We start from the raw sequence: 24,180 nt of genomic DNA, 5'->3' as shown, positions 1-24,180 counted from the left end.
TTCTATGTCCTCGACCGCAGTCGCACCGCCGGCGATAGTAAGTAATGACGAGGCCAAAAGGGATAAAGCGCCTCGTACTAAGATCCGTGAACTCATTGAAAGTTCTCCTTCTAGAAATGCGTTCATACAAATGCATGCGGAGAATAAAAGTGAAAGCTCAAATAGGTGATCAGCGCTTAAAACAGGAGCTCAAGAGGCTTAGCTGGCCCCCACCGCATGGGTTTTACTACGCTGTTAATGATTTAAGGAAACGGTAAAATCGACAACTGTACTCATTGCGGGAATTACTTCAAATTCTTAGTTATCCAAACGTAGGTCGATAGAAAACCTCCAAAACTAGGGCTAAGAAAAACAACAATTTCAGGTCAACGCGAGAAAGTGCACTTAGCCGCTTTAGATTTGTTTTTTGCTACGGATGAACTAGCATGGACGACTTGTTTTAAGTTTGGGCAAAGGAAAGGTATGAAACTCACTTTTTTGGATTTTCAGTTTGACTGTCAAAGCCAAGTATTGAGTAAAGGAGACACCATACAATCCATACCAGACAAAGCCACTCAATTGCTTGCAATGTTCCTAGCTCGTCCCAGTAAACTATTGAGTAAGGAAGATATTTTAGATGAAATCTGGCCAAACAAGGTTGTGTCAGAACAGGTGATTTTTCAAAACATCTCTCTGCTTCGAGGGCTTTTTGGCAAGGACGCTATACAAACATATTCTAAAAAAGGATATCAGTGGCAGATCCCAGTCTCGCAGTTGAATGATACGCAACCTTCTAGAGAAATAGTCCTTTCGGCAGCCCCGGCAGCTGACTCCACATCTATACGAAAAATCAAAAATTTACACTTTTTCCAAATGGCGCTACTTATCACTTTTGTTGCAGTCGTTTTGTGGCAGTTTGGAAAAACATTGCCGCAGAAAAAGGTCGTTCCCTCGACAAAGGTATCTGTCGTTTCGTATGACGAAGGCGGTGTAATACACTCTACTACAGAAACGCCAACGCAGAGCTTGTTCGACTCACCAGAATGGGCTTGGCAACATTTGAAGATTTCAGACGACACCATTTTAATGGGCTCTAAGTCCTACATATTAGAACAGGGTGTGGCTTTAAGGTTTCATTTTCAAAGTCAAAACCAAAGTTGGCAAGACTATATCTGGGCAAGCTCACTTACTGAAGCTCAGGCACTATTGCAAGCACTCACTCAACAGTTAATTGAACAGCAATACTTCCATGCGACCTCAGATTACCGCGCCTCTGCAATTTTGGCGAATGGCTCCGAGAATAAAACGCTATTGCCTGTAATCAATCGACAAAAGAGTCGTTTACACTTCGAGCTCAATCAATACGACCAAGCTAATGCACTTTTGGATACACAAACAAGAGAAACCAACAATCCAATTGACCACATACACGCACGACTTTTGCAGGTGAAAATCGCAATGTGGCAAGAACAATGGTCCAAAGCACGTACCCTTAGTCAGGACTTGCTAGTCAGAACCTCAAAGCTGGGTTTAAAACAAGTTTCTGCTGCTGCATTTATTGAATCAGCTTGGGTAGCGTTAGCTTTTCAACAATTTGAGCAAGGCATGCAGTATCTCAACAAAGCGGTAATCAATGCGCGGCTTACACAAGAACCATTACTTGAATATCAAAGCCACCTCATTCAGGCATTCATCGCTGACAAAATGGGAGAAAAAACGCTGGCTCGAGTGAAACTGGACATGGCAAGCGCAGTGATGAACTTACATAAACTGGACTCCAGTCATTCAGTTCATAAGTTGAGAGTTTCAGCTTGGATGGCAACGGACCAAAAAGAAAAGTTAAAATACAATGAGCAAATACTGGCGCAAACATACCGTCGCCAATATCGCTCGGACTTTTACAATGCGGCCAATTCGGTGCGTAACTACTATGTGGAACATCGTGACTGGGCCAAGGCCCTGGCTACAATTCAACCGTGGCAACCTGAATCTTTTAAATTACTGAGCCAAGCGAAGATAAGTTTTGGTGAACGGAAAGATGATGCCCCAGACTTAGCGTATCAAGCATTTTTACAGGCGCTTATTGAGCACAATAGCATTCAAGCACTGGACGCGGCTTTGTTTTCACTATTGCAATCACTGAACCGCACTAACACATCACGCGCTGGTGAACTTAAAGGCTATATTGAGCAACATGCCACGCCACGCTGGCTAAACCAAAACCGTGCAGGCGTGACGAAACTGTCAAAAACCGTGAGCTTACGTATCTCGGACAATACTACTTAGCGCCTGATAGATATTCGGTTTACCTCTAGTCAGCGGGTACAAACTCAATCCAATCGAGCGTCCATCTGTCAAATCCATTCCTCAGTGTGGTTAACTCAATGATGTGTTGACCTTGGGGAAGAAATACCATCTGCGCTGCCACATTTTTTTCGGCATCACTTTTATCATAAGCTAATGTCCCCAGGTGACGATTTCCCAACCACATTTCTAAAAAGTTAGGTTGCGTGAATAGACTCGAGCCCAAGAAGTTAACTCGATACCACCCCGAAGATGCCACCTCTGCGGCAATTTCCACTCTGACGAGATCATTGTTTTGTTCAATTTGGGTTTTATTTAGGTAATGGACTTGCTGTTTTTCGCTATAAAACAACTTTACGTTTTCTAGTGTCTCGAAGCTATCGGCAGTAATACGACCTGGGATCGGGTTCGCTTTGGTTACTGCCTGAGATATCACAATTTTACTGGGTAGGCTTTCATCGGTTTTTGATTTAGCGAGGACAATAAAACTGGTTGTCTCACTTGGGGCATCTATCTCAATGAACGACCGAGACTTGTCTACACTTTTGTAGATTCGATAGTGTTTTTTATAAAAGCCTCCGTAATGGTGGCTAAGAGAGGAAGTAGACCGCAGTACGTCGTAACTTGTAACTCGATTGTCATTACTTGGTTGCCAACTCAAAACCAGTAATTCAGGCTTGATTTGAACCAACTTTACCTGTTGTGGCGCTTTTAAAAGTCGTGCTCGTGCCGTTAAATACCGTTCTTGTGCTTGCTTCAGTTCGTGCTCAAACGCTACGCTACTGGGCGACGGTGATCTATGGTGTGCATCCAGTGCTAAACGAAAGCCGGTATTTGCACCAACATTCCACCCCTCACGCTTAAATCGTCCCCGGATATAATGTGGTGTTGAAGGATAATGCCACGTGCCTCCTCGATGACTAATAAATTCACATTGTTGGGCGGGAACACTCTGATCTGTATATCCTTTACTTGAGTAGCACCCATCGACGTAATCGCTGGTATTGCCTGCCATATCAAACAGACCAAAGGGGTTGGGCCGATACAAACCCACCATAGCCACATAAGCTTCACCGTCATCACAGTTCACTTTTCCTATCCAGCCAACATTAGTCAACCCATAGAGTTGGTTATTCGTGTGTTCTCCTGTGTCGTCGGCAAAGTTACCATAATGACAAGCTTGGCTGAGGTCGGCATCATGCCCCCAATAAAAACGGCTAGTCGAATTTCCTTTTGCGGCGTATTCATACTCTTCCTCCGTAGGCAATCGATAATGCTTACCCGTTTGTATGCTCAACCACTTAGCGTATGCTTTCGCATCTTGCCAAGAGATACAAGTAACTGGCTGGAAGTCACTATACGAGTGTTTGTGCTGTTTCCAATGCCCTTTTCCGATATGGGTAGGCCCCCTCAGTGCATTTTCATCAATATGATCATTACATGTCGAGGGCCGACTAAATCCGGTAGCTTCAGCAAATTTTTTAAACTCAGCCACTGTTACTGAGTATTTTCCAAGTTGAAACTCCGACAAAGCCACCTTTTTCACAGGCTGCGTTGTCAAAGTTTCGTCATTTCCCATAAAAAAGCTGCCAGCAGGTATGTTTTTCATCGGAGGTTCAATATAACCTCCAGCAATACAAGTCGAATTTATCGCACCGAGTAAAAGTAAAGCAACGGCTTGAACAAGCTTAGATTTTGGTTCTTGCATATTAAAAGAGACTCCCTGTTAAACGAGGGCCTAAGGTAATAGTATCGACGGGATTGCATCTTCAATTTATTCAAAAATTTTTCTATTGTTTTTCTTATGCGAGAAAAAACTACTTTTGCTGCTTGGCACAATCCGAAGCAGAGAATCACTTAATCGTGAAGTAGATGAAAATACCTCAGTTGGGAAAGCTATCTATTTGAACTCACGACATTTCATTGTGCAGGCAAGCAACCTGAGGTATCAAAAACCTACAAACAGTACTTTACATCAGCAAAATACTGTATATATTTACACGTACTGTATAAATATTGAGTATTACTATGTTAGTGCATCTGTCGGTTAAAAACTTTGCGGTGGTAAAACAAATTGATGTGAGCTTTGAAAAAGGGCTAACAGCGGTGACGGGTGAAACCGGTGCTGGTAAATCAATCGCAATCGATGCACTTAGTTTGTGTTTAGGTGAAAGAGCTGACGCAAATGCCGTAAGAAACGAGGCCAGCAAAGCCGAAATCATTGCACACTTTTCATTAGTGGATATCCCACTTGCAGCAAGTTGGTTGGCTAAGCATGAACTCACCCAAGATGACGATGAAGCTGCGTGTTTTATTCGAAGAGTTGTCTCTAAAGAGGGCCGTTCAAAAGCGTTCATTAATGGCACGCCTGTATCGCTGCAACAACTCAAAGACCTTGGGCAGTACCTATTGGCCATTCACGGCCAAAATACTCACTTGCAGCTACTGAAAGAGGATTATCAACGCCGTACGCTAGATACCGTTGCCAAACACCCGAAACTATTGAGCGATGTAAAAACAACCTTTGGCAATTGGAAAACGTTAACTTCAGAGCTACAAAGGCTAAAAGGTGAAGCACAACAAAGAGCCGACCGGCATCAGTTATTGTCTTATCAGGTCGCAGAACTGGATGAATTCGCTATTGCACAAGGGGAATTCGAGGAACTGGAAGCCGAACACAAGCGGTTGAGTCACGGGCAAACGCTGTTAGAGCAAGCACAAACCAGTTTCTATAATCTGTACGATAATGATGAATTTAACGCCGCTTCTGTAGTCAAGCAAAGTACGGATAGGTTGAGTGAACTGCAAGAGCATGATGAAAACCTGGCACCAATTGTCAGTATGCTCAGTGAAGCCGCTATTCAGATTGAAGAAGCAGCCCATGAACTCAGGAGCTATTGCGAGCAGTTGGAAATTGATCCATTACGGCTTCAACATGTTGAGCAGCGATATTCACAAGCCATGGACTTAGCCAGAAAGCATGGTGTGCAACCTGAATCATTGCATTTGCATCATCAAGAATTGGCAGACGAATTTGCATCATTGAATGCTGACGAAAGCAAATTAGAGACGTTAGAAGATGATGTGGCCTCAGCGTTGAACGATTACCGCGAAGCCAGTGAAAAACTGTCAAAATCGAGAATCAAAGCAGCGAACGTTCTCAGCCAGCAAATTGAAACCAAAGTACGCAAAATGAACCTACCCCATGCGCAAGTAAAAGTAATGGTAGCGTTTAATGAACAGTTACAACCTCAGTCTCTTGGACAAGATACCATCAGTATTTTAGTGTCGACTAACCCTGGGCAAACACCAGATAAACTCGATAAGGTGGTATCTGGTGGTGAACTCTCGCGTATAGGCCTTGCGGTTCAGGTAATCACCAAATCAGAAAGTGCCACGCCAACTATGATCTTTGACGAAGTAGATACGGGTATTAGTGGCCCAACTGCATCGGTAGTAGGCCAACTATTGCGGGAACTCGGCCAAGATAACCAAGTTATTTGTGTCACGCATTTGCCGCAAGTGGCTGCAAGAGCCCACAACCAGTTGTTTGTAACGAAACAAACCGATGGCAAGAGCACTGAAACTCAGATGTTAGCGTTGACTGAACAAGCTCGTGTGAATGAATTGGCAAGGTTACTTGCAGGTGATGAAATTACACATTCTGCTATTGCTAACGCTAAAGAATTATTGAAAAGCACGGAATCGAACTAATAAGCAGTTGATTGGTCATAGATGAGTAAGGTAGCATTCGCTGCCGATATAATAAAAATGTGAGCGTGTGGCTCACATAAGAAATACCGATCAACTGGATGTAAATTAGCTATGAAGCTGTACCAACTCTGTTTCCTTTTTGTATTTTCAATCACTGCCGCTGGCTGTTCAAACTGGATTTTCCGAATAGATGTGCCGCAAGGAAACTTTCTTGACGAGCGCGATGTAGAAAAATTGCGAATCGGTATGACAAAAGAACAAGTCATATTCGTACTTGGGCGCCCTGTTATCCAAGACTCTTTCGACCATGATACTTGGTATTATGTGTACAAAATGAAAAGAGGTATGGCAAAGCGTGGTCCAGATTTTGAGAAGCGCATGATCATTAATTTTGAAGAAGAGCAAATTGTCTCGATAGAAGGCGATTTTGAACTGTCTGAAGACTTTAACACTCCGTTAGATCAGTAATTCATCAAATTCAGCCCAATTCACTATTTTTTAGTGATTTGGGCTAACTCTCTATTTCCCCTTTCCTGACAAAAATAAAAATATCCATATTTTTCATATAGTTAAACTTTTGGCATAGTCTCTGCCTATTAAAGATAAGTTTTTTCCAACTTTGTTTTAAACCTTTCAGGGTTTAGTAACGACACAACTAATAACGATGAAAAAGGTCTCTTATGGATATCAACATGATTAAAAAAACAATTGTTCCACCTATGTTTATTGCAATGGCGTTAGGCTTATCGGGCTGTGTTATTCACGTTGGCGGTCACGCCGATGATGGCGATGTATCGAGTGTGTTTGGTGGCATCGATATTAGAGATGGTCGCAGTGTCGGCGAACTCTCCACCGTTAATGGCGGGATTGAACTGGGTAACAAGGTTACAGCAGAAGAAGTTTCTACTGTAAACGGTGGTATCGAGATGGGCGATGATGTCACCATCGATGAAGCAGAAGCGGTAAACGGTGATATCGAAGCTGGCAAAAACCTTTCCGTACGCGACAGCATTGAAACAGTGAACGGTGATATTAATCTTGGAAAAGGTGCAGACATTGGTGATGACGTAGAAACCGTTAATGGTGATATCTCGTTAGAGAGTGCCAAAGTCGGTGGCGACATTGAAACTATCAATGGCGATATAACCCTCGAAGATGATACCGAAGTAAATGGCAATATCGTCTACGAAGAACAGAGCAGTCGCTGGGGCGGTAAATCTAACCCACCGACTCTTCGCATTGAAGATGGCGTATCGGTAAACGGTAAAATCATTCTAAAACGTGAAGTCGAACTAGAAATCCCCAGCTACTTGGAAGAGAAAGTAGAGCGCGATTACGACAATTATTAATCGCGAGTTGCAATAAAAAAGGAGAGCGTCGCTCTCCTTTTTTCGTTCTACGCTTTAATGCGTTTGTACATTAAATCCAGCGCTTTTGGCACTGCATCAACATACATTTTCACATCTTCTATTTTCCCCATACTGACCCTAGACCACTGGTTATATGTTCTGTACTTACCTCTGATCATTACATTCTGTTCCGCCATGGCCTGCTGAAAGATATCCGTATCTGCGTCTTTTCCAAGGTTAACGTAAACAAAATTGGTACTACTTGGTAGTGCTGACAATCCGTTAGCTTTAACAGCATCCATAACCATCGATCGGGCCTCGACAATTTTATCTTTTGAGAACTGAATAAATGCCTCGTCATTGTAGCTCGCGATAGCCGCAGCTAACCCAGCTTGGTTCAGCGTATATGCTCCCATGCCAAAGCGGTTGATTTGTTCAATATTCGGCTCTGATGAGATTAAATAACCAACGCGCATTCCCGCCAGCCCGTATATTTTAGAAAACGTTCTCGCCACAACAATGTTGTGGCCCTGCTTCACCAACGGGATCATGCTGTGCTTAGGAGGATCGTCTGTTAGTTCATTGTATGCCTCGTCCACTAATACCAGCGTCTTTTTCGAAGCCTTAATACAAAATGCCTCCAACTTTTTGGGGTCCAGGATTTTACCAGTAGGGTTGTTCGGGTTGGTTACATGTACCATTGCTACAGAGTCATCAATCGCTCCGTACATGGCGTCGAGATCAATATCTAATTCGGCAGTGTTTGCCACCCTTACAATTTCACCTTTACCCTGTTTTTCTGGTGCTCTTGACGTGGTATCCCAAAACAAATCGGGGCCGAGGATTTTGCCTTTGTCGGAAGCAAACAATGCTGCATATGACAACACAGGGCTTGAGCCCGCACTGATCGCAATATTGGCTTTAGACAAGCCGTGCTTTTCAGCGATCATATCCCACAAATACATGGCCGCATTATAAGCGTAATAGGCTCCACCGTCGCTTGCCGCTTGAGCAACGGCTTTTAGCGCCAAGTCGCTCGGTCCGTAGGGGTTTTCATTGGCATTTAATTTGGCAATACCTGGTGCTGGACCAAATACAGGCATGGTTTTCATTGATGCTGCATTAGCAATACCAGCGTTAGCTAATATCCCTGAACCAGCAAGAGCAGATACCGCGACTCCGCCCTGCATAAAGTGCCTTCTTGAGACGTTTAGTGTCATTATTATTTCCTCATGTCGATTACGATGCAGCTTTGATGAACATTCCAATTGAAACGAGCACCAAATACATTCCGAATAAACGTTTAAGTTTGCGCTCGCTAAAGCTGTGCGCCATATTTGCGCCGATTGGCGCGGTGAAAATAGAGCCGATACTGATGGCGATGAGAGCGGGTAAATTGACATATCCTACGGTGCCAAACGGCAAGTTCGCTCCTTCCGTTTGGGTCATTACCAAAAAGCCTATTGCACCGGGTAGCCCTATCAAAAAACCGACACCTGCCGCAGTGGCTACGGCCTCTTGAATAGTGCGTCGGCACATTACCATCGCTATCACTGTTGGTGTACCGCCAGCAATACCGAGTAGAGCGGAGAAACCACCGAGAACAAAAGCCATGGTTGCTCTACCTGCTCCCGTTGGCATCGAAAAATACACTCCCGGACGAACTACTTTGTCAGGAAAAATAAAGTAAACGGAATAAACCAATACCCCAGCGGCAAATATTAAAATGAGGGAACTGCTGCTTGAATACTGGGCGATCAATACACCCACGATTGAGCCAGAAATCAGCCATATGGCCCAAGTTCTCAGCACATCAAAGTCCACCGCTCCTTTGGCGTTATGAGCAATAACAGAGCGAGTACTGGAGACAACAATAGAAGCTAGAGAAGTGCCTATCGCTACTCTAGCAAGTTCGTCAGAATACGGTGTGAAAATCGGAAAAACGGCCAGTAACGCAGGTACGACAACAAAGCCGCCACCATTGCCAAACAAGCCAGATGTAATACCAGCCGCCGCGCCGGCCAAACATAGTGTTATAACAAACAACACCAGTTCTAATTCCATGTGATACAACCTCTTTCTAGAAAATAAATACGCCATTACCCACTGTGCGATTCTTCACACAGTGGGTAAGGAAAAAGCAAAACGAGATTAGAACCGCGCGATGAACTTGGCGTAGTAGTAGCCACCTTGCCAACTCACAATAGAATCAGAGCGGTAGATACGGCCACAGCAGGTTTCACCTATCTCTCCAGGATCTGGGTAGTTATCGAATAAGTTGCGCACACCCGCTGTCAGTGAATAGGTTTCGCTGATGTGGTACGTGCCCTCGATGTCCACCATTACCTCGGGGTCGAACTCTTGAATTTGCGATACGCCGATGGCTTCCCCAGCATCATTGCGCTCGATACCATTTGAGTTTTCGTAGCCGCCGAAATAATTGAGCCTTAGTAGTACATCAAAGTCTTCAGCCGAGTGTTTGGCCGACAATACCGCTCGTAGGTTCGGGTCTTGATTTTCAAAATCAAACTGGTCTTCTAAATTGAAGAACTCGCTGGGATCTGAATCAAATTCATTGGTGTTGTAGTTGCCCGATGCAGTAAACGTCGTCACGCCGTAGTCACTTTTCAGTGTATACGTCGCCACCACGTCAACCCCTTCAGTAATGGTGTCGAACGCATTTTGGAAGAAGAAAACACCGCCAATCGACTCAGCGCCTACGACGCCAGCGCTCGATAACGCCAAGAAGTTTTGATAAGCCTGATAGCCAGACGCATCAGGGTCAGTAACCACCGTTGTCGACACATCCATTGTGGATACCGCATTCAGACGGTCTTCCAATGCAATGTGATAGTAATCCACCGTCAAATTGAAATCGCCATAACTGGCAGTTAAACCCAATGTAAAGTTAGTCGATTTTTCTGGTGCGAGTGGATTTGCCCCAAGCGCTTGTGCAATAGGCCCACCCGCCGGAAATAAGCCGGTAGCTACAGGGAAACCATTAGGCAATCGCGTCGATACATTCGTTGTACCTTGTTGCCCTGGCGTGGGTGCCCTGAAACCTGTACCAAACGAAGAACGAATACCCACATCGTCAGTGACTTGATAAAAACCCGCTACCTTGTAAACCAATTCTGAGCCAAAGTCAGAATAGTCCTCGTAGCGCAAAGCCGCTTGAGCAAATAACTCATCAGTGATGTCACCAGAGATATCAGTATAAAGTGCGTATGAATCACGGTTGTAGTCTTCAGAAAACGCAGGAGAAAACCCTGGGAAGCCATTGGAGCCTACACCTACAACTCTATAGACAGGGTCGCTTGAATCAGCGCAGTTTAGCGTAGAGCCGTTGGCGATAACCGTAGCACCTGCTGCGGTTGGCGTGTCACCATCGCAGAACCCCCATGGGTCTTGCGATGCGTAAGGGCCAGCGGTGTATGACGCAACATCACCTTCTTCAATTTCATAGGTTTCATCCATGTAACTTGCCCCCCAAGCGAGGGTGAAGTCATCAAAATCGTAAACAAAATCAGCTTGAAATTGCACTTCTTCGTTGGACAAGTCGCCTGGCTTAAACAACGTCGGTGACATGTTCCCCATTGAAGGGTTTATTGTGTTTTCAATGGTGTATGAAATTTCGTTGTAGCCATATCGGCCGCTAATGTCCCAAGACAGATCCCCAGACATGCCTTTCAAACCACCCACGAAAGAGTAATCGGTTACGTCACCTGAAAACCTGGGCGTGAAACCGCCAGGGAAAAACTCAAGGGGGCTCCAAATGGATCCATCCTCTAATCGCAAGTCTTCGATCGTGCCATTGCCGGGATAACGATAGAAGAATGAACCATCACCTTCGCTGTCTGAAAAGTTACCAAAACCATAGACTTCCAAGTCGTCGTTAATGTTGTAGCCCGCATTGAAAAATACCCGCGCGGCTTTAGCATTCGGTTGGCCCCAAGGTTGAACCACTTCGGAACCGTGGACGCTTCGAGACATGGCCAACGCGTCCGCAATAAATTGCTCTGATTGGTCGTCCACGCAGAACCAACTCTCGCAGTATTGTTCTCCACGGAACGTTGCCTCTGAATCAACATATTCTGCGGACAGGCTCAAAAAGCCATCATCCCCCAAAGCAAATCCCTTGTTGCCTGCTATGGTAAATTGTTCTCCGTCACCTTCGTAAAACTGGCCAACTTCCGCGGTAAAAATGCCGCCTTCCGTGTTTTCTTTAAGTTGAAAGTTCATTACACCCGCTATGGCATCCGAACCGTATTGAGCCGCCGCACCGTCTCTCAGTATTTCCACTGTACCAATCGCAACGATCGGAATTGTCGCTAAGTCGGGCCCCTGAGCACCGGAACCGCCAATTTGTACCAACGACGCTCTATGACGCCTTTTTGAGTTGACCAATACTAAGGTCTTGTCTGTTGGTAGGCCTCGCAATTGAGCCGGACGAATGAAGGTCGCGCCATCAGCAATCGGCTGACGGTTCAACGTGTAGGAAGGTACAAGAGTAGAAATTACATCGTTCATATCAGAAAAGGCCGTAGAGGTAATATCATCGGCTGACAGTACGTCCACTGGAACTGGTGAACTCGCCACAGAGCGTGGCGCGCCTCTAGCACCGACAACGGCAATTTTTTCTACCGTGTCTTCTTCTGTAAGTGCTTGTGCGTATACATTTTGAGTCGGTATGGATACGGCTGAGTAGCCTGCTAACGCCAAACAGACTGATTTACATAGTGTGCTAATTCTCATGTGTGGTTTCCCTGAATTTTTATTGATTGCTCAAACCTTAGAAATGGCTCTTTTTGGGAAGTCGTGTGCACTGCAATAAGGCAATGCATCAGGCGAAATGAAGAGTTATTGTTGTTTTCACGACTTCACCGATTCAAATTCAGGTTATTGAGAAGAAAATTGGCACGGAAGAAAAAAGAATATGGTGGGGTATAACAAAATCTTTTAACGCCTCTAAAGGCGTTGTGCTAAAAGGCTTTTTAAAATAAATAGCTGTCGAAAATTGTTTTTGCGATCCGGCCCGTTAACGTCAAATTAACCTACCTCCAGATGTCTTGGCTTGCATTGGCACAAGCCTTGCTCGATTTTAAATTAATTGTATTTAATTTCAGATGTTTACGTACGTTAATAATTTATTAACTCGCCCGTTTGGCATGACAAATTGTGTAGATTATGAACTCCAAGCAACTGTATTACTTCATCACTACCGTTAACAAAGGCAGCATCGCCGCTGCCGCACGTGAGCTTGATATCGCCCAGCCGGGTGTTAGCCAGCAATTGGCCAATCTTGAACGAGAAGTGGGAGTGACCTTGCTACAACGCAGTCATCAGGGCATCAAACTCACCCCAGCAGGAGACGTATTTTGGCCTCACGCTCTTGCGCTCGTTCAAAACATCAATCGCGCCAAAGAGGCAGTGCAAGAACATGTCTCCTTGCAACCCAAAATCGTGAAAATAGGTCTGTTGCCGTCTATCGGTAATGTGGTTTCATTACCACTGCTGGAGCTAGCGAGCGAAAAACACCCTCAAATCGAGGTCGTATTGAGTACCGGGCCGTCCTACTCTGTAAAAGGTTGGATTGAAAACGGCCAAGTGGATATTGGTTTGACCTATGAGCAGGGTGTAAACAGCAGAACCATGAGGCTCCAGCCGCTGTTGACTGAACAACTCTACCTGGTATCCAGTCCACAAAATCAAGCGCTCTTCAACCAAGACTCTGACACCATTCCGTTTTGGCAGCTTAGTCAATTTGAACTCTTGTCTCCTGGCGAAAAAGACGCATTGGGCCAACTCATTTTACAGTATGAAAAATTGACCGGTGTGGAGCTCAAGCACAGTAAGTCTTATTCCGGACAACTAATGACAGGCCTCAGACAAGTAATGAAAAACGAGGGGGTAATGATATTGCCATCGTCAGCGGTATTTCACTTAACGCTGCAGAACTTAGTCCGTGTGCACAAGATAACAATGCCAGACATGACGCGAACCGTATTTGCCGCCTACTCTAACTCAAGAACATTGAGTAGTGTTGAACTTGCGATTCTTCGTCTCATTCAACAAGTAGTGCGACAAGAAAACGAGTCAGGTCATTGGCAAGGCACACTGCCATAACCTCAGTACAAACTCCCACTTGACCAAAGTAATGATAATCATTATCATTTGCATAAAATTGTTATATTATCACGCACAGAGTTGAGTTATGAAACCAGGTATACATCCAGAATACAGAGACGTCGTTTTCCATGATACTAGCGTCGACGAATACATCATTGTTGGTTCTACTTTGAAAACCGACCGTACCATCGAATTAGAGGGTAAAACCTACCCTTACTACACGGTAGAAGTGTCGTCGAAGTCCCATCCGTTTTACACGGGTAAGCAACAAGTCGTTCAAGCTGAAGGACGCATTGCAAACTTTAACCGCCGATTTGGTCAATTATCAAAAGGCAAGAAATGAAAGTTGTCAGCTCTCTGAAAAGCGCCAAATGTCGCCACCCCGATTGCCAAATTGTTAGGCGTCGGGGACGTATCTACGTGATCAACAAAACCAACCCCAAATTCAAAGCGGTTCAGCGTTAAGAAATCGTGGCAGTGCTCTCACACTGCCCTATTCAAGCCAATAGCTAACGTGCGTGTAATTGTCTATCGACAAGCGATACCAGAATCTGAAGACGCTCATTCGTCAATTGCCGATAGTCGAAATATGGAGAGATAATAGTGCGACTAGATTGGCTTAGTGCAAAGTGAGCATCCAACCACACAAAGTCATTTGGCAACATGCCCTTTTCAACCAAATTCATGCCGTAGGTTTTACCCATGATGATGTTAACGCCACCTTCGTTTTGGCAGGGTAAAGAAAACAGTAGTGCATGTTCCGTATCACCCCAAAGGCATTGACGGTCCCTGAACATTTGCCATGTTTTACAATCTTTTGTACTAGTGACACGGGCACTTGTTAGCGAGAACATAAGTTTAGCCAAGAGGTTGAAAACTTTGCGCCAGCCATTTCCAAAGTCTTGCCCAATATCGTAAATCTCCCCTTGGTTTACCCCTCTTAACCTATCGAGTTGTAAATATTCTTCTCGGTTAGGTCTTTTATCAATGTAAACCCTTACAACGGCATTTTCCCCACCTAAACCGATATAGTCTTGCATAATATTCCGTCCAAAATTGTGCGAATTCACTCGCGTTCAGCACTCACTAGCCCTTTATTTTTGAAGGGATTTACTTGGCAAATGCTACTAATTTGTGCTTAGATACGTGACGCATTATATAGGGTCTGCGGTTTACGACCAGTAGCTCTAGATCTATCGAGTTTTGTTCTGGGGATGAGCATGGAATTCTCTTCGTGGATGAAATACCTGTCTGCGCTTGCCATTGTAGTGTCTAGCTACTGCACCGCTGCACCAAAATATACGGTTGGTGTAGAGGATGTTGCATACTACCCTTTTCACGATTTCTATCGCATCAAAAACAAAGGCATTTTGTTTGACGTACTCGACGCCTTCGCGAAACAACAGGATATAGAGTTTGAATATGTCATGCTGCCAGTCCAGCGCTTTGACATGTGGTATGAAGAAAATAACATCGACTTTCGCATTCCTGACAACCCGCTTTGGTCCTCAGACAACAACAAAAAGCTCGTCTATAGCGATACCCTGATTAGTGTGTGTCAAATGACAGTTGTGCTGGATAAAAACGCACAACTGCCTATGTCGGAATTTTCAAGCGTAGGTACTATCACAGGTTTTACTCCATCACAGAAATGGAAGCGCCAACTGTCGCGTAAGCAAGTCGAAATGACCTATCAGAATTCTGTGATGTCTCTGACCAAAATGTTGTTGTCAGGCATGGTGACAGGAGTAGATTTAGATATTGAGTCTATTCGTCATCAATTAGCGGTACTGGGCGAATCAAAAGATAAGGTGGCAATTGCCCAAAATGTCCCAGTTAGCGCGTTGGGAATGCGGTTGTCGACTCAAAAACATCGTGAACTCATCATGAAATTCAACACATTTTTGAACGACAACCCAGATTTGGTTGACTCGCTACTCGACAAGTATCAAGTCACCATTGAGGACTACTGTATCAGCCGCTAGGCGCAGTTACAGTTTTTTGCGGCGCTTGCTGGTATCTCTGCGCTGCTTGTGCTTTTTCACAGAACGTCGCATGCGGCTCAGTCTAGCGTGGTCAAGTTTGTTTTTACGCTCATCAACCAGACTTTCCGTCTCTGGCGGCAATTGAACATGTCCTCGAAGCTTATTAACGTCCTTTAACTCAAGTTCAACCCATGCGCCTTGTGGCAGACGCTTTTGCAATTCCAAAGGCCCGTACCGCACGCGCAGCAAGCGGCTCACTTGCACGTCTTGGCTTTCCCAAAGACGACGCACTTCTCGGTTTTTCCCCTCAGACAAGGTCACATTGTACCATTGGTTCATGGACTCATCTTCGTTTGCTCGCGCGCGAATTGTGGTGAATTTTGCCACGCCATCTTCAAGCTCAACGCCTTTCTTCAATACGTTGAGGGTTTGATTCGACACTTCACCGAATACGCGAACCGCATACTCTCTTTCCACTTCGCATCGAGGATGCATCAAGCGATTCGCCAACTCACCGTCATTGGTGAACAGCAATAAGCCACTCGTATTGATATCCAATCGGCCTACTGAAATCCAGCGACCTAAACTGATATTTGGCAGACGATCGAAAACGGTATCTCGCCCTTCTGGATCACTTCGGCTGCACAACTCCCCTTCGGGTTTATTGTACATCAACACTCGGCAAACAGGTTTTTCCTGCTTGCGTGTCAATAGCTTGCCGTCCACTCGAATTTGTGCGGTGTCACCAACGCGGTCTCCAATGGTAGCGACCGTCCCGTCGACTGATACTCGACCTTCTTCAATCCATCGCTCCATCTCTCGGCGAGAACCCAACCCTTGGTTAGCCAAGACTTTCTGTAGCTTTTCACTCATTAATGTAACTGCTCATTTTGTTCTGTGTTGTCATCACTGTCGCGCCCTTGCGGCTGAGCGTCATTGATAACGTCAATGGTTGTTTGTGTCGGCTCACTGATTTCAAGCATAGACGTAAACGCGTCTGTACTGGGCAGCTCAGCCAAAGATTTGAGAGAGAAGTAGTCTAAAAACTGTCTTGTCGTGGCATACAAAGCGGGCCTTCCCGGCACTTCTTTGTGGCCTACCACCCTCACCCATTCTCTCTCTGTTAGGGTTTTGATGATATTGCTACTCACTGCGACACCGCGGACTTGCTCAATTTCGCCCCGCGTAATTGGCTGGCGATAAGCGATTAACGCCAGTGTTTCGAGTAGTGCTCGTGAATAGCGAGGACTTTGTTCTCGCCACAACGCGCTTATCCACGGCCCCAAACTATCTAACGATTGAAAGCGGTAGCCACTCGCCACTTCAACGAGTTGGATACCTCTGGGCTGGTAGTCCAAGATCAACGCCTCAATGGTGTCGTTCAGCTTTTTGTCCGACACTTGAAATTCAGCCAGTACCGACTCTTTCATGTCCCTTTTAGACAGCGGTTTGTCCGCCACAAAAATGGCCGCCTCAACCAATTGTTTGAGCTGTTGGTCGTTAATCTTCTTCATGGTTTCCCAATTTTACATGAATTCTCTCATAAGGTCCTGCTTGGACCAACTTAAGTAACCCTTCTTTTATCAACTCTAACGTCGCCAGAAACGTTACCACAACACCGGCTTTGCCTTCTTCAACGGTAAACAACGCATCCAGAGGAGTAAACTCGTCACTTGATACGGCAGACAATATCATCGACATTCTCTCACGAGTACTGAGTGCTTCTGGCGCAATCTGATGGTGCTCGAATGCCTCTGCTCGTCGCATAGCATCGCAAAATGCCATGACCACATCCTGAAGGCTGACTTCGGGGTCAACCCTCACCGCTTGCACGTTGGGAGTGGTTTCCACACTCACTGGGAACACGTCTCGGTGTAATCTTGGCTGATTGTCCAAATCTTCAGCCGCTTGCTTAACGAGCTCGTATTCCTGTAAGCGACGAATCAATTCTGCTCGAGGATCTTCTTCTTCACCTTCATCGTTAACGCGTTTGGGCAGTAGTAACCGAGATTTGATCTCAGCTAATATTGCAGCCATCAAAAGGTATTCTGCCGCCAATTCGAGTTTGAGGTCCTTCATGACCTCCACATATTCCATGTATTGCGCAGTGATGGTCGCAATGGGCAAAGACGTAATATCGAATTTTTGCTTTCGAATTAGGTACAGTAACAGGTCGAGTGGACCTTCGAAACTTTCGAGGATGACTTCGAGTGCTTCAGGCGGTATGTACAAATCTTCCGGCCGCTCGATAACCGCTTCACCATTGACAAAAGCCAACGGAAGCGGCTGTTGAACCGGGTCCTGAGTTGTTGTATCAGGGGTTTTATCATTCATACGAATGGCGTCACATCCCCACTCCCTTCCCTGACGACGTTTGCCGTGCCTTCAGAGTAGTCTATGACTGATGTCGGGTGTTCGCCTAAGTAACCACCGTGTAAAATTACGCCCACCCTGTGCTCCAACTTATCGCGAATTTCGTCCGGATCCGATTCGGCAAACTCTTCACCCGGTAAAATCAACGTCGTTGACATCAGTGGCTCATCCAAGGTTTCAAGTAACTGCAATGCGATTACGTTGTTTGGAACCCGTATCCCGATGGTTTTCTTTTTAGGGTTTTGCAAGCGACGGGGCGTTTCTTTGGTCGCTTTAAAAATAAAAGTATAAGGCCCAGGCGTATTGTTTTTCACCTGTCGAAACGCGGCGTTGTCGACTTTGGCGTATATCGACAATTCCGACATGTCTCGGCACATCAATGTAAAATGATGGTCTTGTTCTATCTGACGAATACTGCACAGCTCATCGAGCGCGCGCTTATCTTCCATGCGGCAACCGATGGCATAGCCCGAGTCCGTCGGATACACGATGACTTCACCTCGTTTAATCATATCCACTGCTTGGTTAAGCAACCGCTGCTGAGGATTCTCTGGGTGTACATAAAAAAACTGGCTCATTATGGTGTCTCCATTTTACGCTGCGTGAAGATGGGACCATTGATGCCAAACTGGCGTCAAACGCGCATCGATATTGAGGTTTCGGCCTAGTTCTGTCCACCGGCTAGGAAAGTGAAAGTCAGAACCTGCCGAACCGAGTAAATCATTTTCTAGTGCGATATCAACCAATAATTGCCGTTTGGTCGGTTGTACGCCGGGAAAAGCAACCTCCATCGCATCGCCGCCTGCGGCAGAGAACTCACTCACCAATCGCCGAAGCCATTTTGTCGTCATGTCGTAATGGGCGGGATGCGCGAGTACCGCTTGGCCACCTGCCTTTTGAATCCATTCTATTGCTTCTTGAATCGCAGGCCATTGGGCCTTAACCTCGGCGCGCTTGCCTTTGCCCAAGTATTTGCGAAACGCCGCGTCCATATTGGTCACGCCGTGATGATTGATCAATACTCTTGCAAAATGAGCTCGGGTCACCTGCCCTACGCCCGCCAGCGCCTTTGCCTGCGCCAGCGTATCAGCGAAACCACACTTTTCGAGCTTTGCTGCAATTTTTTGTGCACGCTCAGCTCGCAACTCACTTTGTTGTTTAAGCATAGCTTGCAAAGTGTCAGATTGCCTATCGACATTCAATCCTACAATGTGGATATCGAATCCATGCCAACGCGTAGAAATTTCAACACCGTCAATTATTTGCAGTTTTCGTTTTTGTTGCGACTGGCATTGGTGAGCTTCTTCCAAGCCAGCGAGAGTATCGTGGTCAGTAATCGCCAATACATCGACTTGCATTTGATGCGCACGCAGTACCAATTCAGTTGGCGTTAGGTGTCCATCGGAGAATCGTGTGTGGCTGTGCAAATCAATTTTTAATGGATTTTGAGAGTTTTCAGTTGACACAGTAGCGTTTTTGTTTTCTTCTATAGGGCAAGTATACGGATTAATTAGTGACATGCCTACCGAATTGATAAGCATGTACATACAACAGACAGAAGCCAATGCAATTTACAACACACTCACAACTTAACACAGCTTGGTGGTGGCACTCCCTAACTTAACGGGCGGTGTGAGCGTTGGCGCGCATAATTTCGACAAAGGCCCGTTTATCAAACGGGCCTTTTTTTTATTTATTCGCAGGTGGAGACAGGCGATCATGAGTTTAGCGGAACTGGGGACTCTCCCAGGAAAAGTGGAAACCATAGAAAAAACAATTAGCTATATTACAGACCCCCTCGCGGCGTTTGTTGCGCTAAGAGAGGACAGTAAACATGCGTTGTTACTAGAGTCTGCGGAAATTGATAGTAAAGATCACTTGCAGAGCTTGCTGCTGGTTGATGCAGCCATCCGTTTCGAATGCAATGGCGACCAGATTGAATGTCACGCTTTAACTGGTAATGGGCAAGCGGTACTCAGCGTTATCGAACAAGCCATACCGCAAGGCGTGTCAGCCACCCTAACGTCCGCAAACCATCTGCATTTGCAATGTGCTCCGAGTGATAGCAATTTAGATGAAGACAGCCGTCTCAAATCAGCGAGCGTGTTTGACGTATTAAGAGTCGTCACACAAGCCGTGTCTCCTATACGTCAACATCCCCATGCTATTTTCCTGGGTGGCGTTTTCGCGTATGACTTATTAGCCACATTCGAAGCTTTGCCAGACGTTAATAATGGCGCAAATGACTGCCCCGATTATGTTTTCTATCTTGCCGAAACCATGCTAACGATAGATCATCAAACGCAACAAACGCAGCTATTGGGGAGCGTATTTAGTGGTGAGCAAGTAGCCAACAATTACTTTGCTGTTGCCCAACGGTTGGAGGCGTTAGAAAAGTCGCTCGCTAACCTCGAGCCTTTCCCCGTTGAGACATACGCGAATACGCAATTAGAAGTGAGTGTTGATAAAGACGACGCGACTTATATGCAAGACGTCGTCGACCTCAAAGAGAATATTCTGCAAGGGGATATTTTTCAGGTCGTACCTTCGCGCACGTTCTCTTTGCCTTGTGCTAATCCAATTCAGGCGTATGCCAACCTGAAAATTCAAAACCCCAGCCCTTATATGTTTTATATGCAGGATGAGAAGTTTGCGATTTTCGGTGCTTCGCCAGAGTCGGCATTAAAATACGATAGTCAAACCAACCAGGTGGAAATATACCCCATTGCAGGTACTCGCCCACGAGGCAAGCGACCAAATGGAGATATCGACCACGACTTAGACAGCCGTATCGAACTTAATTTACGAGAAGATACCAAGGAAAAGTCCGAGCATATCATGCTGGTCGATTTAGCTCGCAATGACGTAGCAAAAGTCAGTCGTCCTGGTACGCGACATGTGAAAGACTTGTTGAAAGTAGACCGCTATTCACACGTGATGCATTTGGTTTCTCGTGTTGTTGGTCAACTGCGCGATGACCTCGATGCCCTTCACGCATATCAAGCCTGTATGAACATGGGCACATTGGTCGGTGCACCAAAAGTCAGTGCAGCCAATTTAATTCGCAATGTCGAGAAACAACGTCGAGGAAGCTACGGTGGTGCGGTGGGCTATATCAATGGTCAAGGCGATATGGACACCTGTATCGTGATTCGCTCAGCTTATGTCAAAGATCAAACCGCCTACATACAAGCGGGTGCCGGTGTCGTTTATGATTCCGATCCCCTCTCTGAGGCAATGGAAACCAAGAGCAAAGCACAGGCAGTGATCAATGCTGTGAAATCCGCTCATATCGGCTCGGAGGGACAATAAATGAGTAACAAAACAACGGTATTCTTACTCGACAACGTTGACTCGTTTACCTACAACCTCGTTGATGAACTGCGCACGCTAGATTTGGATATTGTGGTGTATCGCAATACCGTGTCGCCAGAGTTACTGCTCGATAAGATGGTAGAAAAAGCGCAAACTCACCCTGTACTGTTGCTGCTGTCTCCGGGACCAGGTGCACCAGAAGATGCGGGTTGTATGCCGGCATTGCTAAAGTTAGTACAAGGCCAATTTCCCGTATTGGGGATTTGTTTGGGTCATCAGGCAATCGTTTCCCATTACGGCGGTGTTGTCGGCAAAGCGCCGCTTGTAATGCACGGCAAGTCATCGCCAGTCCATCACGATGGCACGGGTATTTTTGCCAACATTCAACAACCTTTGCACGTTGCCCGCTATCACTCGCTTGCCGCCACGACACTGCCAGCCTGTTTGAGTGTTCTGGCCAAAACCGACGATGCAACTATGGCGGTTTATCACAGCGAAGATAAAATGCTTGGCTTCCAGTTCCATCCTGAGTCAATACTCACGGAGTACGGTAGCCAACTATTAATACAAAGTATTGATTACCTCACTCGAGGGGAAAACGGACATGAATGATAAACAAGCGTTACTCGATATTGCATTTTCTGACAAACACTTGAGTCAACCGCAAGCCTATGCGCTATTCAATGGCGTAATGCGTGGCGAGTTATCAGAAGTTGAACTAACCGCGGTACTTATTGCGCTAAAAATGAAGCGGGAATCGCCAAATGAAATCGCAGGCGCTGCCAGTGCTATGATTGCCAACGCCAAACCGTTTGTGCGCCCCGACTATCACTTTTCAGATATCGTCGGCACTGGCGGTGATGGCCATAATACCATCAACATCTCAAGCTCTGCGGCTGTCGTTGCCGCAAGCTGCGGCGTAAAAGTGGCCAAACATGGCAATCGCAGCGTATCCAGTAAGTCCGGTTCAGCTGATTTATTTAGAGAGTTTGGTTTAAATTTAGAAACCTCCCCCGAGCAAGCTCGCGCATGCCTTGATCAAGCAAATTTTTGCTTCCTCTTTGCACCTGTCTATCACTCAGGTGTGCGCCATGCTATGCCAGTGAGGACCGCACTGAAAACACGCACTTTGTTCAACATCTTGGGTCCACTTGCTAATCCGGCTGGTCCAACGCATGGTGTTTTCGGTGTGTATACCCCTGAGCTTTTGGAGGCCTATGCGCAGACATTAATGTTGATGGGGCAACAACGTGCCTTAATCGTACACGGGGCAGGTCTTGATGAACTTGCTTTGCACGGTGAGTCACAAATCGTCGATTTAGAACATGGAGACTTAAAACGCTACACAGTGACGGCTGAAGATTTCGGTCTAAAACGTTACGATCTGGATAGCATCAAAGGTGGAGAGCCTGAAGAAAACCGCGCCTTTATCGCTGAAGCATTAGCAGGTAAAGGGCAAGAAGCGCATAGGGCAGCAATTGCGATGAACGCCAGCGCCCTACTTGTTATCAATGATGTTGCCGAGAACTTCGCACAAGGAACAGACATGGCAATGGCAGCAATGGCCGAAGGCAGCCCACTTAAGGTGCTAGAGAAGGCTGCAGAAATTAGTCACAAAGAGGCAAATCAATGAGCAATGTGTTAGAAAAAATAGTCGCTGATAAACGCGAAGAAGTTGCAGCGAGAAAACACAAGTTGCCACTCGATAGTTTTCAATCAGGCTTAGTGCCATCACAAAAAAGTTTGTTTGATAGTCTTAGCCAGCCCAATGCAGGGTTTATATTCGAATGCAAGAAAGCCTCTCCATCAAAGGGCCTTATCCGCCCCCATTTTGACTTGGATGAAATTCTTGCTGCCTATACGCCATTCGCGGCTGGGATTTCTGTGTTGACGGATGAGAAGTACTTTCAAGGTACATACGAGTACTTAGCCTATGTCACACAAAGGGTAGCTCAACCGGTACTCAACAAAGACTTTTTCGTTGATACCTATCAAGTGTACCTCGCTCGTCACTACAATGCTGATGCCGTACTCTTGATGCTCAGCGTGTTAAGCGATGACGAATACCGCGCGTTAGCTGAGGTGGCGGATGCGTTGTCATTAGACATTCTCACCGAAGTATCAAACGAAGAGGAGATGCAAAGAGCTATCGATCTAAAAGCGAAGATCATTGGTATTAACAACCGGAACTTACGGGATTTGAGCACGGACCTAGCGGCTACCGAGCGCTTGGTCCCCATGCTGGACAAGGCCGACCATGACTATGTTGTTATCTCTGAATCGGGAATTTATACCCATCAAGATGTGCAGCGTTTAGCACCGCTTTGCCAAGGTTTCTTAGTAGGAAGCTCGCTAATGGCCGAAGATGACGTTGCAGCGGCGGTGAAGCGATTATTGTTTGGACAAAACAAAGTGTGTGGACTGACGTCAGCGGAACAAGCCCGCATGGCATTTGAGGCTGGTGCGGTATACGGCGGACTCATATTTGCCGAAAAGTCACCCAGATTTGTTACACAAGAGCAGGCGCGACAAATCGTCACACAAACGCCAGGGCAATACGTCGGCGTATTCGTCAACAGTTCAGTCGACGCGATTTGCCAAAGCGTGAAAGCTTTATCGCTGAGCGCGGTTCAATTGCATGGTGGAGAAGACATTGCATTTAGGCAAAGCCTTCGCCAAGCCTTGCCGTCAGATGTCGCAATATGGCAGGCGTTAGGCGTTTCGGGTGCCCTACCCGCTGAACTCGATGCGTTATTGACCGACGAGCTTGTCGACACCGTGCTGCTGGACTGCAAAGTAGGCGAACAAAGCGGTGGTACAGGCCAACAATTTAATTGGGCACTGCTACAAGACGTGCCAAACAAATCAAAACTCGCACTCGCGGGGGGGATTGGGCCAGATAACGTTGTAGTCGCCGCAAAGACAGGTGTACCGCTAATTGATATCAACTCGGGTGTAGAATCTGCACCAGGGCAAAAATCACAAGATAAAATCTCCGCGCTCTTTGCTGCGCGTAGACAGTATTAACACAA

Annotated in this window: 22 protein-coding genes; 12 read left to right on the top strand and 10 right to left on the bottom strand. The window is 46.0% G+C overall.

Going from position 1 to position 24,180, the window contains the following annotated elements:
• Positions 1–462 precede the first annotated feature (462 nt).
• The gene (locus tag AC27G9_RS20640) at positions 463–2,265 is read left to right on the top strand and encodes a winged helix-turn-helix domain-containing protein (protein ID WP_487076427.1); all 1,803 of its coding nucleotides are present in this window, start codon (positions 463–465) and stop codon (positions 2,263–2,265) included.
• 25 nt (positions 2,266–2,290) lie between these two features.
• On the opposite strand, the gene AC27G9_RS20635 is transcribed toward AC27G9_RS20640, so the two are convergent.
• On the bottom strand, positions 2,291–3,991 hold the full coding sequence (locus AC27G9_RS20635) for an SUMF1/EgtB/PvdO family nonheme iron enzyme (protein WP_487076425.1): 1,701 nt from the start codon (positions 3,989–3,991) through the stop codon (positions 2,291–2,293).
• 320 nt (positions 3,992–4,311) lie between these two features.
• Between AC27G9_RS20635 and recN the strand changes: the two genes are divergently transcribed.
• From recN to AC27G9_RS20620, 3 genes are all read left to right on the top strand, one after another.
• Entirely contained in the window at positions 4,312–5,997 is a 1,686-nt protein-coding gene (recN, locus tag AC27G9_RS20630) for a DNA repair protein RecN (RefSeq protein WP_487076423.1), read from the top strand.
• Between the two features lie 111 nt (positions 5,998–6,108).
• Entirely contained in the window at positions 6,109–6,465 is a 357-nt protein-coding gene (locus AC27G9_RS20625) for an outer membrane protein assembly factor BamE (protein ID WP_487076421.1), read from the top strand.
• A gap of 224 nt (positions 6,466–6,689) precedes the next feature.
• Positions 6,690–7,346, top strand: coding sequence for a DUF4097 family beta strand repeat-containing protein (locus tag AC27G9_RS20620; protein WP_487076420.1), 657 nt, complete (start codon positions 6,690–6,692; stop codon positions 7,344–7,346).
• A gap of 47 nt (positions 7,347–7,393) precedes the next feature.
• On the opposite strand, the gene AC27G9_RS20615 is transcribed toward AC27G9_RS20620, so the two are convergent.
• The 3 genes from AC27G9_RS20615 to AC27G9_RS20605 all read right to left on the bottom strand — a co-directional run bounded on the left by AC27G9_RS20615 (position 7,394) and on the right by AC27G9_RS20605 (position 12,101).
• On the bottom strand, positions 7,394–8,566 hold the full coding sequence (locus AC27G9_RS20615) for a pyridoxal phosphate-dependent aminotransferase (RefSeq protein WP_487076419.1): 1,173 nt from the start codon (positions 8,564–8,566) through the stop codon (positions 7,394–7,396).
• A 19-nt stretch (positions 8,567–8,585) separates the two neighbouring features.
• Entirely contained in the window at positions 8,586–9,410 is an 825-nt protein-coding gene (locus tag AC27G9_RS20610) for a sulfite exporter TauE/SafE family protein (protein ID WP_487076418.1), read from the bottom strand.
• Positions 9,411–9,497: 87 nt separating this feature from the next.
• Positions 9,498–12,101: a TonB-dependent receptor plug domain-containing protein gene (locus tag AC27G9_RS20605; protein WP_487076416.1), complete on the bottom strand. Its 2,604-nt coding sequence runs from the start codon at positions 12,099–12,101 to the stop codon at positions 9,498–9,500.
• A gap of 432 nt (positions 12,102–12,533) precedes the next feature.
• On the opposite strand from AC27G9_RS20605, the gene AC27G9_RS20600 reads away from it, so the two are divergent.
• The 3 genes from AC27G9_RS20600 to ykgO all read left to right on the top strand — a co-directional run bounded on the left by AC27G9_RS20600 (position 12,534) and on the right by ykgO (position 13,940).
• Positions 12,534–13,472: a LysR family transcriptional regulator gene (locus AC27G9_RS20600; protein WP_487076415.1), complete on the top strand. Its 939-nt coding sequence runs from the start codon at positions 12,534–12,536 to the stop codon at positions 13,470–13,472.
• Positions 13,473–13,560: 88 nt separating this feature from the next.
• Positions 13,561–13,818 (top strand): type B 50S ribosomal protein L31, encoded by a 258-nt coding sequence (locus AC27G9_RS20595; RefSeq protein WP_487076414.1) that lies wholly within the window; start codon positions 13,561–13,563, stop codon positions 13,816–13,818.
• A complete protein-coding gene (gene ykgO / locus AC27G9_RS20590) occupies positions 13,815–13,940 on the top strand; it encodes a type B 50S ribosomal protein L36 (protein ID WP_487076413.1) in 126 nt (41 codons plus the stop codon). Before AC27G9_RS20595 ends, ykgO begins: the two co-directional genes overlap by 4 nt.
• 44 nt (positions 13,941–13,984) lie before the next feature.
• Here ykgO and AC27G9_RS20585 read toward each other — a convergent pair whose 3' ends face one another.
• A complete protein-coding gene (locus tag AC27G9_RS20585; RefSeq protein ID WP_487076412.1) occupies positions 13,985–14,515 on the bottom strand; it encodes a DUF6942 family protein in 531 nt (176 codons plus the stop codon).
• Positions 14,516–14,695: 180 nt separating this feature from the next.
• On the opposite strand from AC27G9_RS20585, the gene AC27G9_RS20580 reads away from it, so the two are divergent.
• Positions 14,696–15,460: a hypothetical protein gene (locus AC27G9_RS20580; protein WP_487076411.1), complete on the top strand. Its 765-nt coding sequence runs from the start codon at positions 14,696–14,698 to the stop codon at positions 15,458–15,460.
• 6 nt (positions 15,461–15,466) lie between these two features.
• On the opposite strand, the gene rluB is transcribed toward AC27G9_RS20580, so the two are convergent.
• From rluB to AC27G9_RS20555, 5 genes are read right to left on the bottom strand one after another with little or no spacing between them, the layout of a single operon-like run.
• Positions 15,467–16,333: a 23S rRNA pseudouridine(2605) synthase RluB gene (gene rluB, locus AC27G9_RS20575; RefSeq protein WP_487076410.1), complete on the bottom strand. Its 867-nt coding sequence runs from the start codon at positions 16,331–16,333 to the stop codon at positions 15,467–15,469.
• A complete protein-coding gene (gene scpB / locus AC27G9_RS20570; RefSeq protein WP_487076408.1) occupies positions 16,333–16,974 on the bottom strand; it encodes an SMC-Scp complex subunit ScpB in 642 nt (213 codons plus the stop codon). The genes rluB and scpB overlap by 1 nt, the downstream gene beginning before the upstream one ends.
• The gene (locus tag AC27G9_RS20565; RefSeq protein ID WP_487076407.1) at positions 16,961–17,794 is read right to left on the bottom strand and encodes a segregation and condensation protein A; all 834 of its coding nucleotides are present in this window, start codon (positions 17,792–17,794) and stop codon (positions 16,961–16,963) included. Before AC27G9_RS20565 ends, scpB begins: the two co-directional genes overlap by 14 nt.
• Positions 17,791–18,411: an L-threonylcarbamoyladenylate synthase gene (locus AC27G9_RS20560; RefSeq protein WP_487076406.1), complete on the bottom strand. Its 621-nt coding sequence runs from the start codon at positions 18,409–18,411 to the stop codon at positions 17,791–17,793. Before AC27G9_RS20560 ends, AC27G9_RS20565 begins: the two co-directional genes overlap by 4 nt.
• Before the next feature lie 15 nt (positions 18,412–18,426).
• The gene (locus AC27G9_RS20555; protein ID WP_487076404.1) at positions 18,427–19,353 is read right to left on the bottom strand and encodes a PHP domain-containing protein; all 927 of its coding nucleotides are present in this window, start codon (positions 19,351–19,353) and stop codon (positions 18,427–18,429) included.
• A gap of 199 nt (positions 19,354–19,552) precedes the next feature.
• Here AC27G9_RS20555 and AC27G9_RS20550 point away from each other — a divergent pair, with 199 nt between their 5' ends.
• Genes AC27G9_RS20550 through trpCF form a run of 4 tightly spaced genes read left to right on the top strand, consistent with a single transcriptional unit; the run spans position 19,553 to position 24,175 of the window.
• Complete coding sequence (locus tag AC27G9_RS20550; protein ID WP_487076403.1) at positions 19,553–21,145, top strand: anthranilate synthase component 1; 1,593 nt, start codon at positions 19,553–19,555, stop codon at positions 21,143–21,145.
• Complete coding sequence (locus AC27G9_RS20545; RefSeq protein WP_487076402.1) at positions 21,146–21,760, top strand: aminodeoxychorismate/anthranilate synthase component II; 615 nt, start codon at positions 21,146–21,148, stop codon at positions 21,758–21,760.
• On the top strand, positions 21,753–22,781 hold the full coding sequence (gene trpD, locus AC27G9_RS20540) for an anthranilate phosphoribosyltransferase (RefSeq protein ID WP_487076401.1): 1,029 nt from the start codon (positions 21,753–21,755) through the stop codon (positions 22,779–22,781). The genes AC27G9_RS20545 and trpD overlap by 8 nt, the downstream gene beginning before the upstream one ends.
• Positions 22,778–24,175 (top strand): bifunctional indole-3-glycerol-phosphate synthase TrpC/phosphoribosylanthranilate isomerase TrpF, encoded by a 1,398-nt coding sequence (trpCF, locus tag AC27G9_RS20535; protein WP_487076400.1) that lies wholly within the window; start codon positions 22,778–22,780, stop codon positions 24,173–24,175. The genes trpD and trpCF overlap by 4 nt, the downstream gene beginning before the upstream one ends.
• Positions 24,176–24,180: the final 5 nt, after the last annotated feature.

The organism is Alteromonas sp. 5NS40-0096, assembly GCF_057544385.1.
The sequence above is the reverse complement of the archived record's forward strand: the minus strand, read 5'-3'. Positions and strand labels throughout refer to the sequence as shown.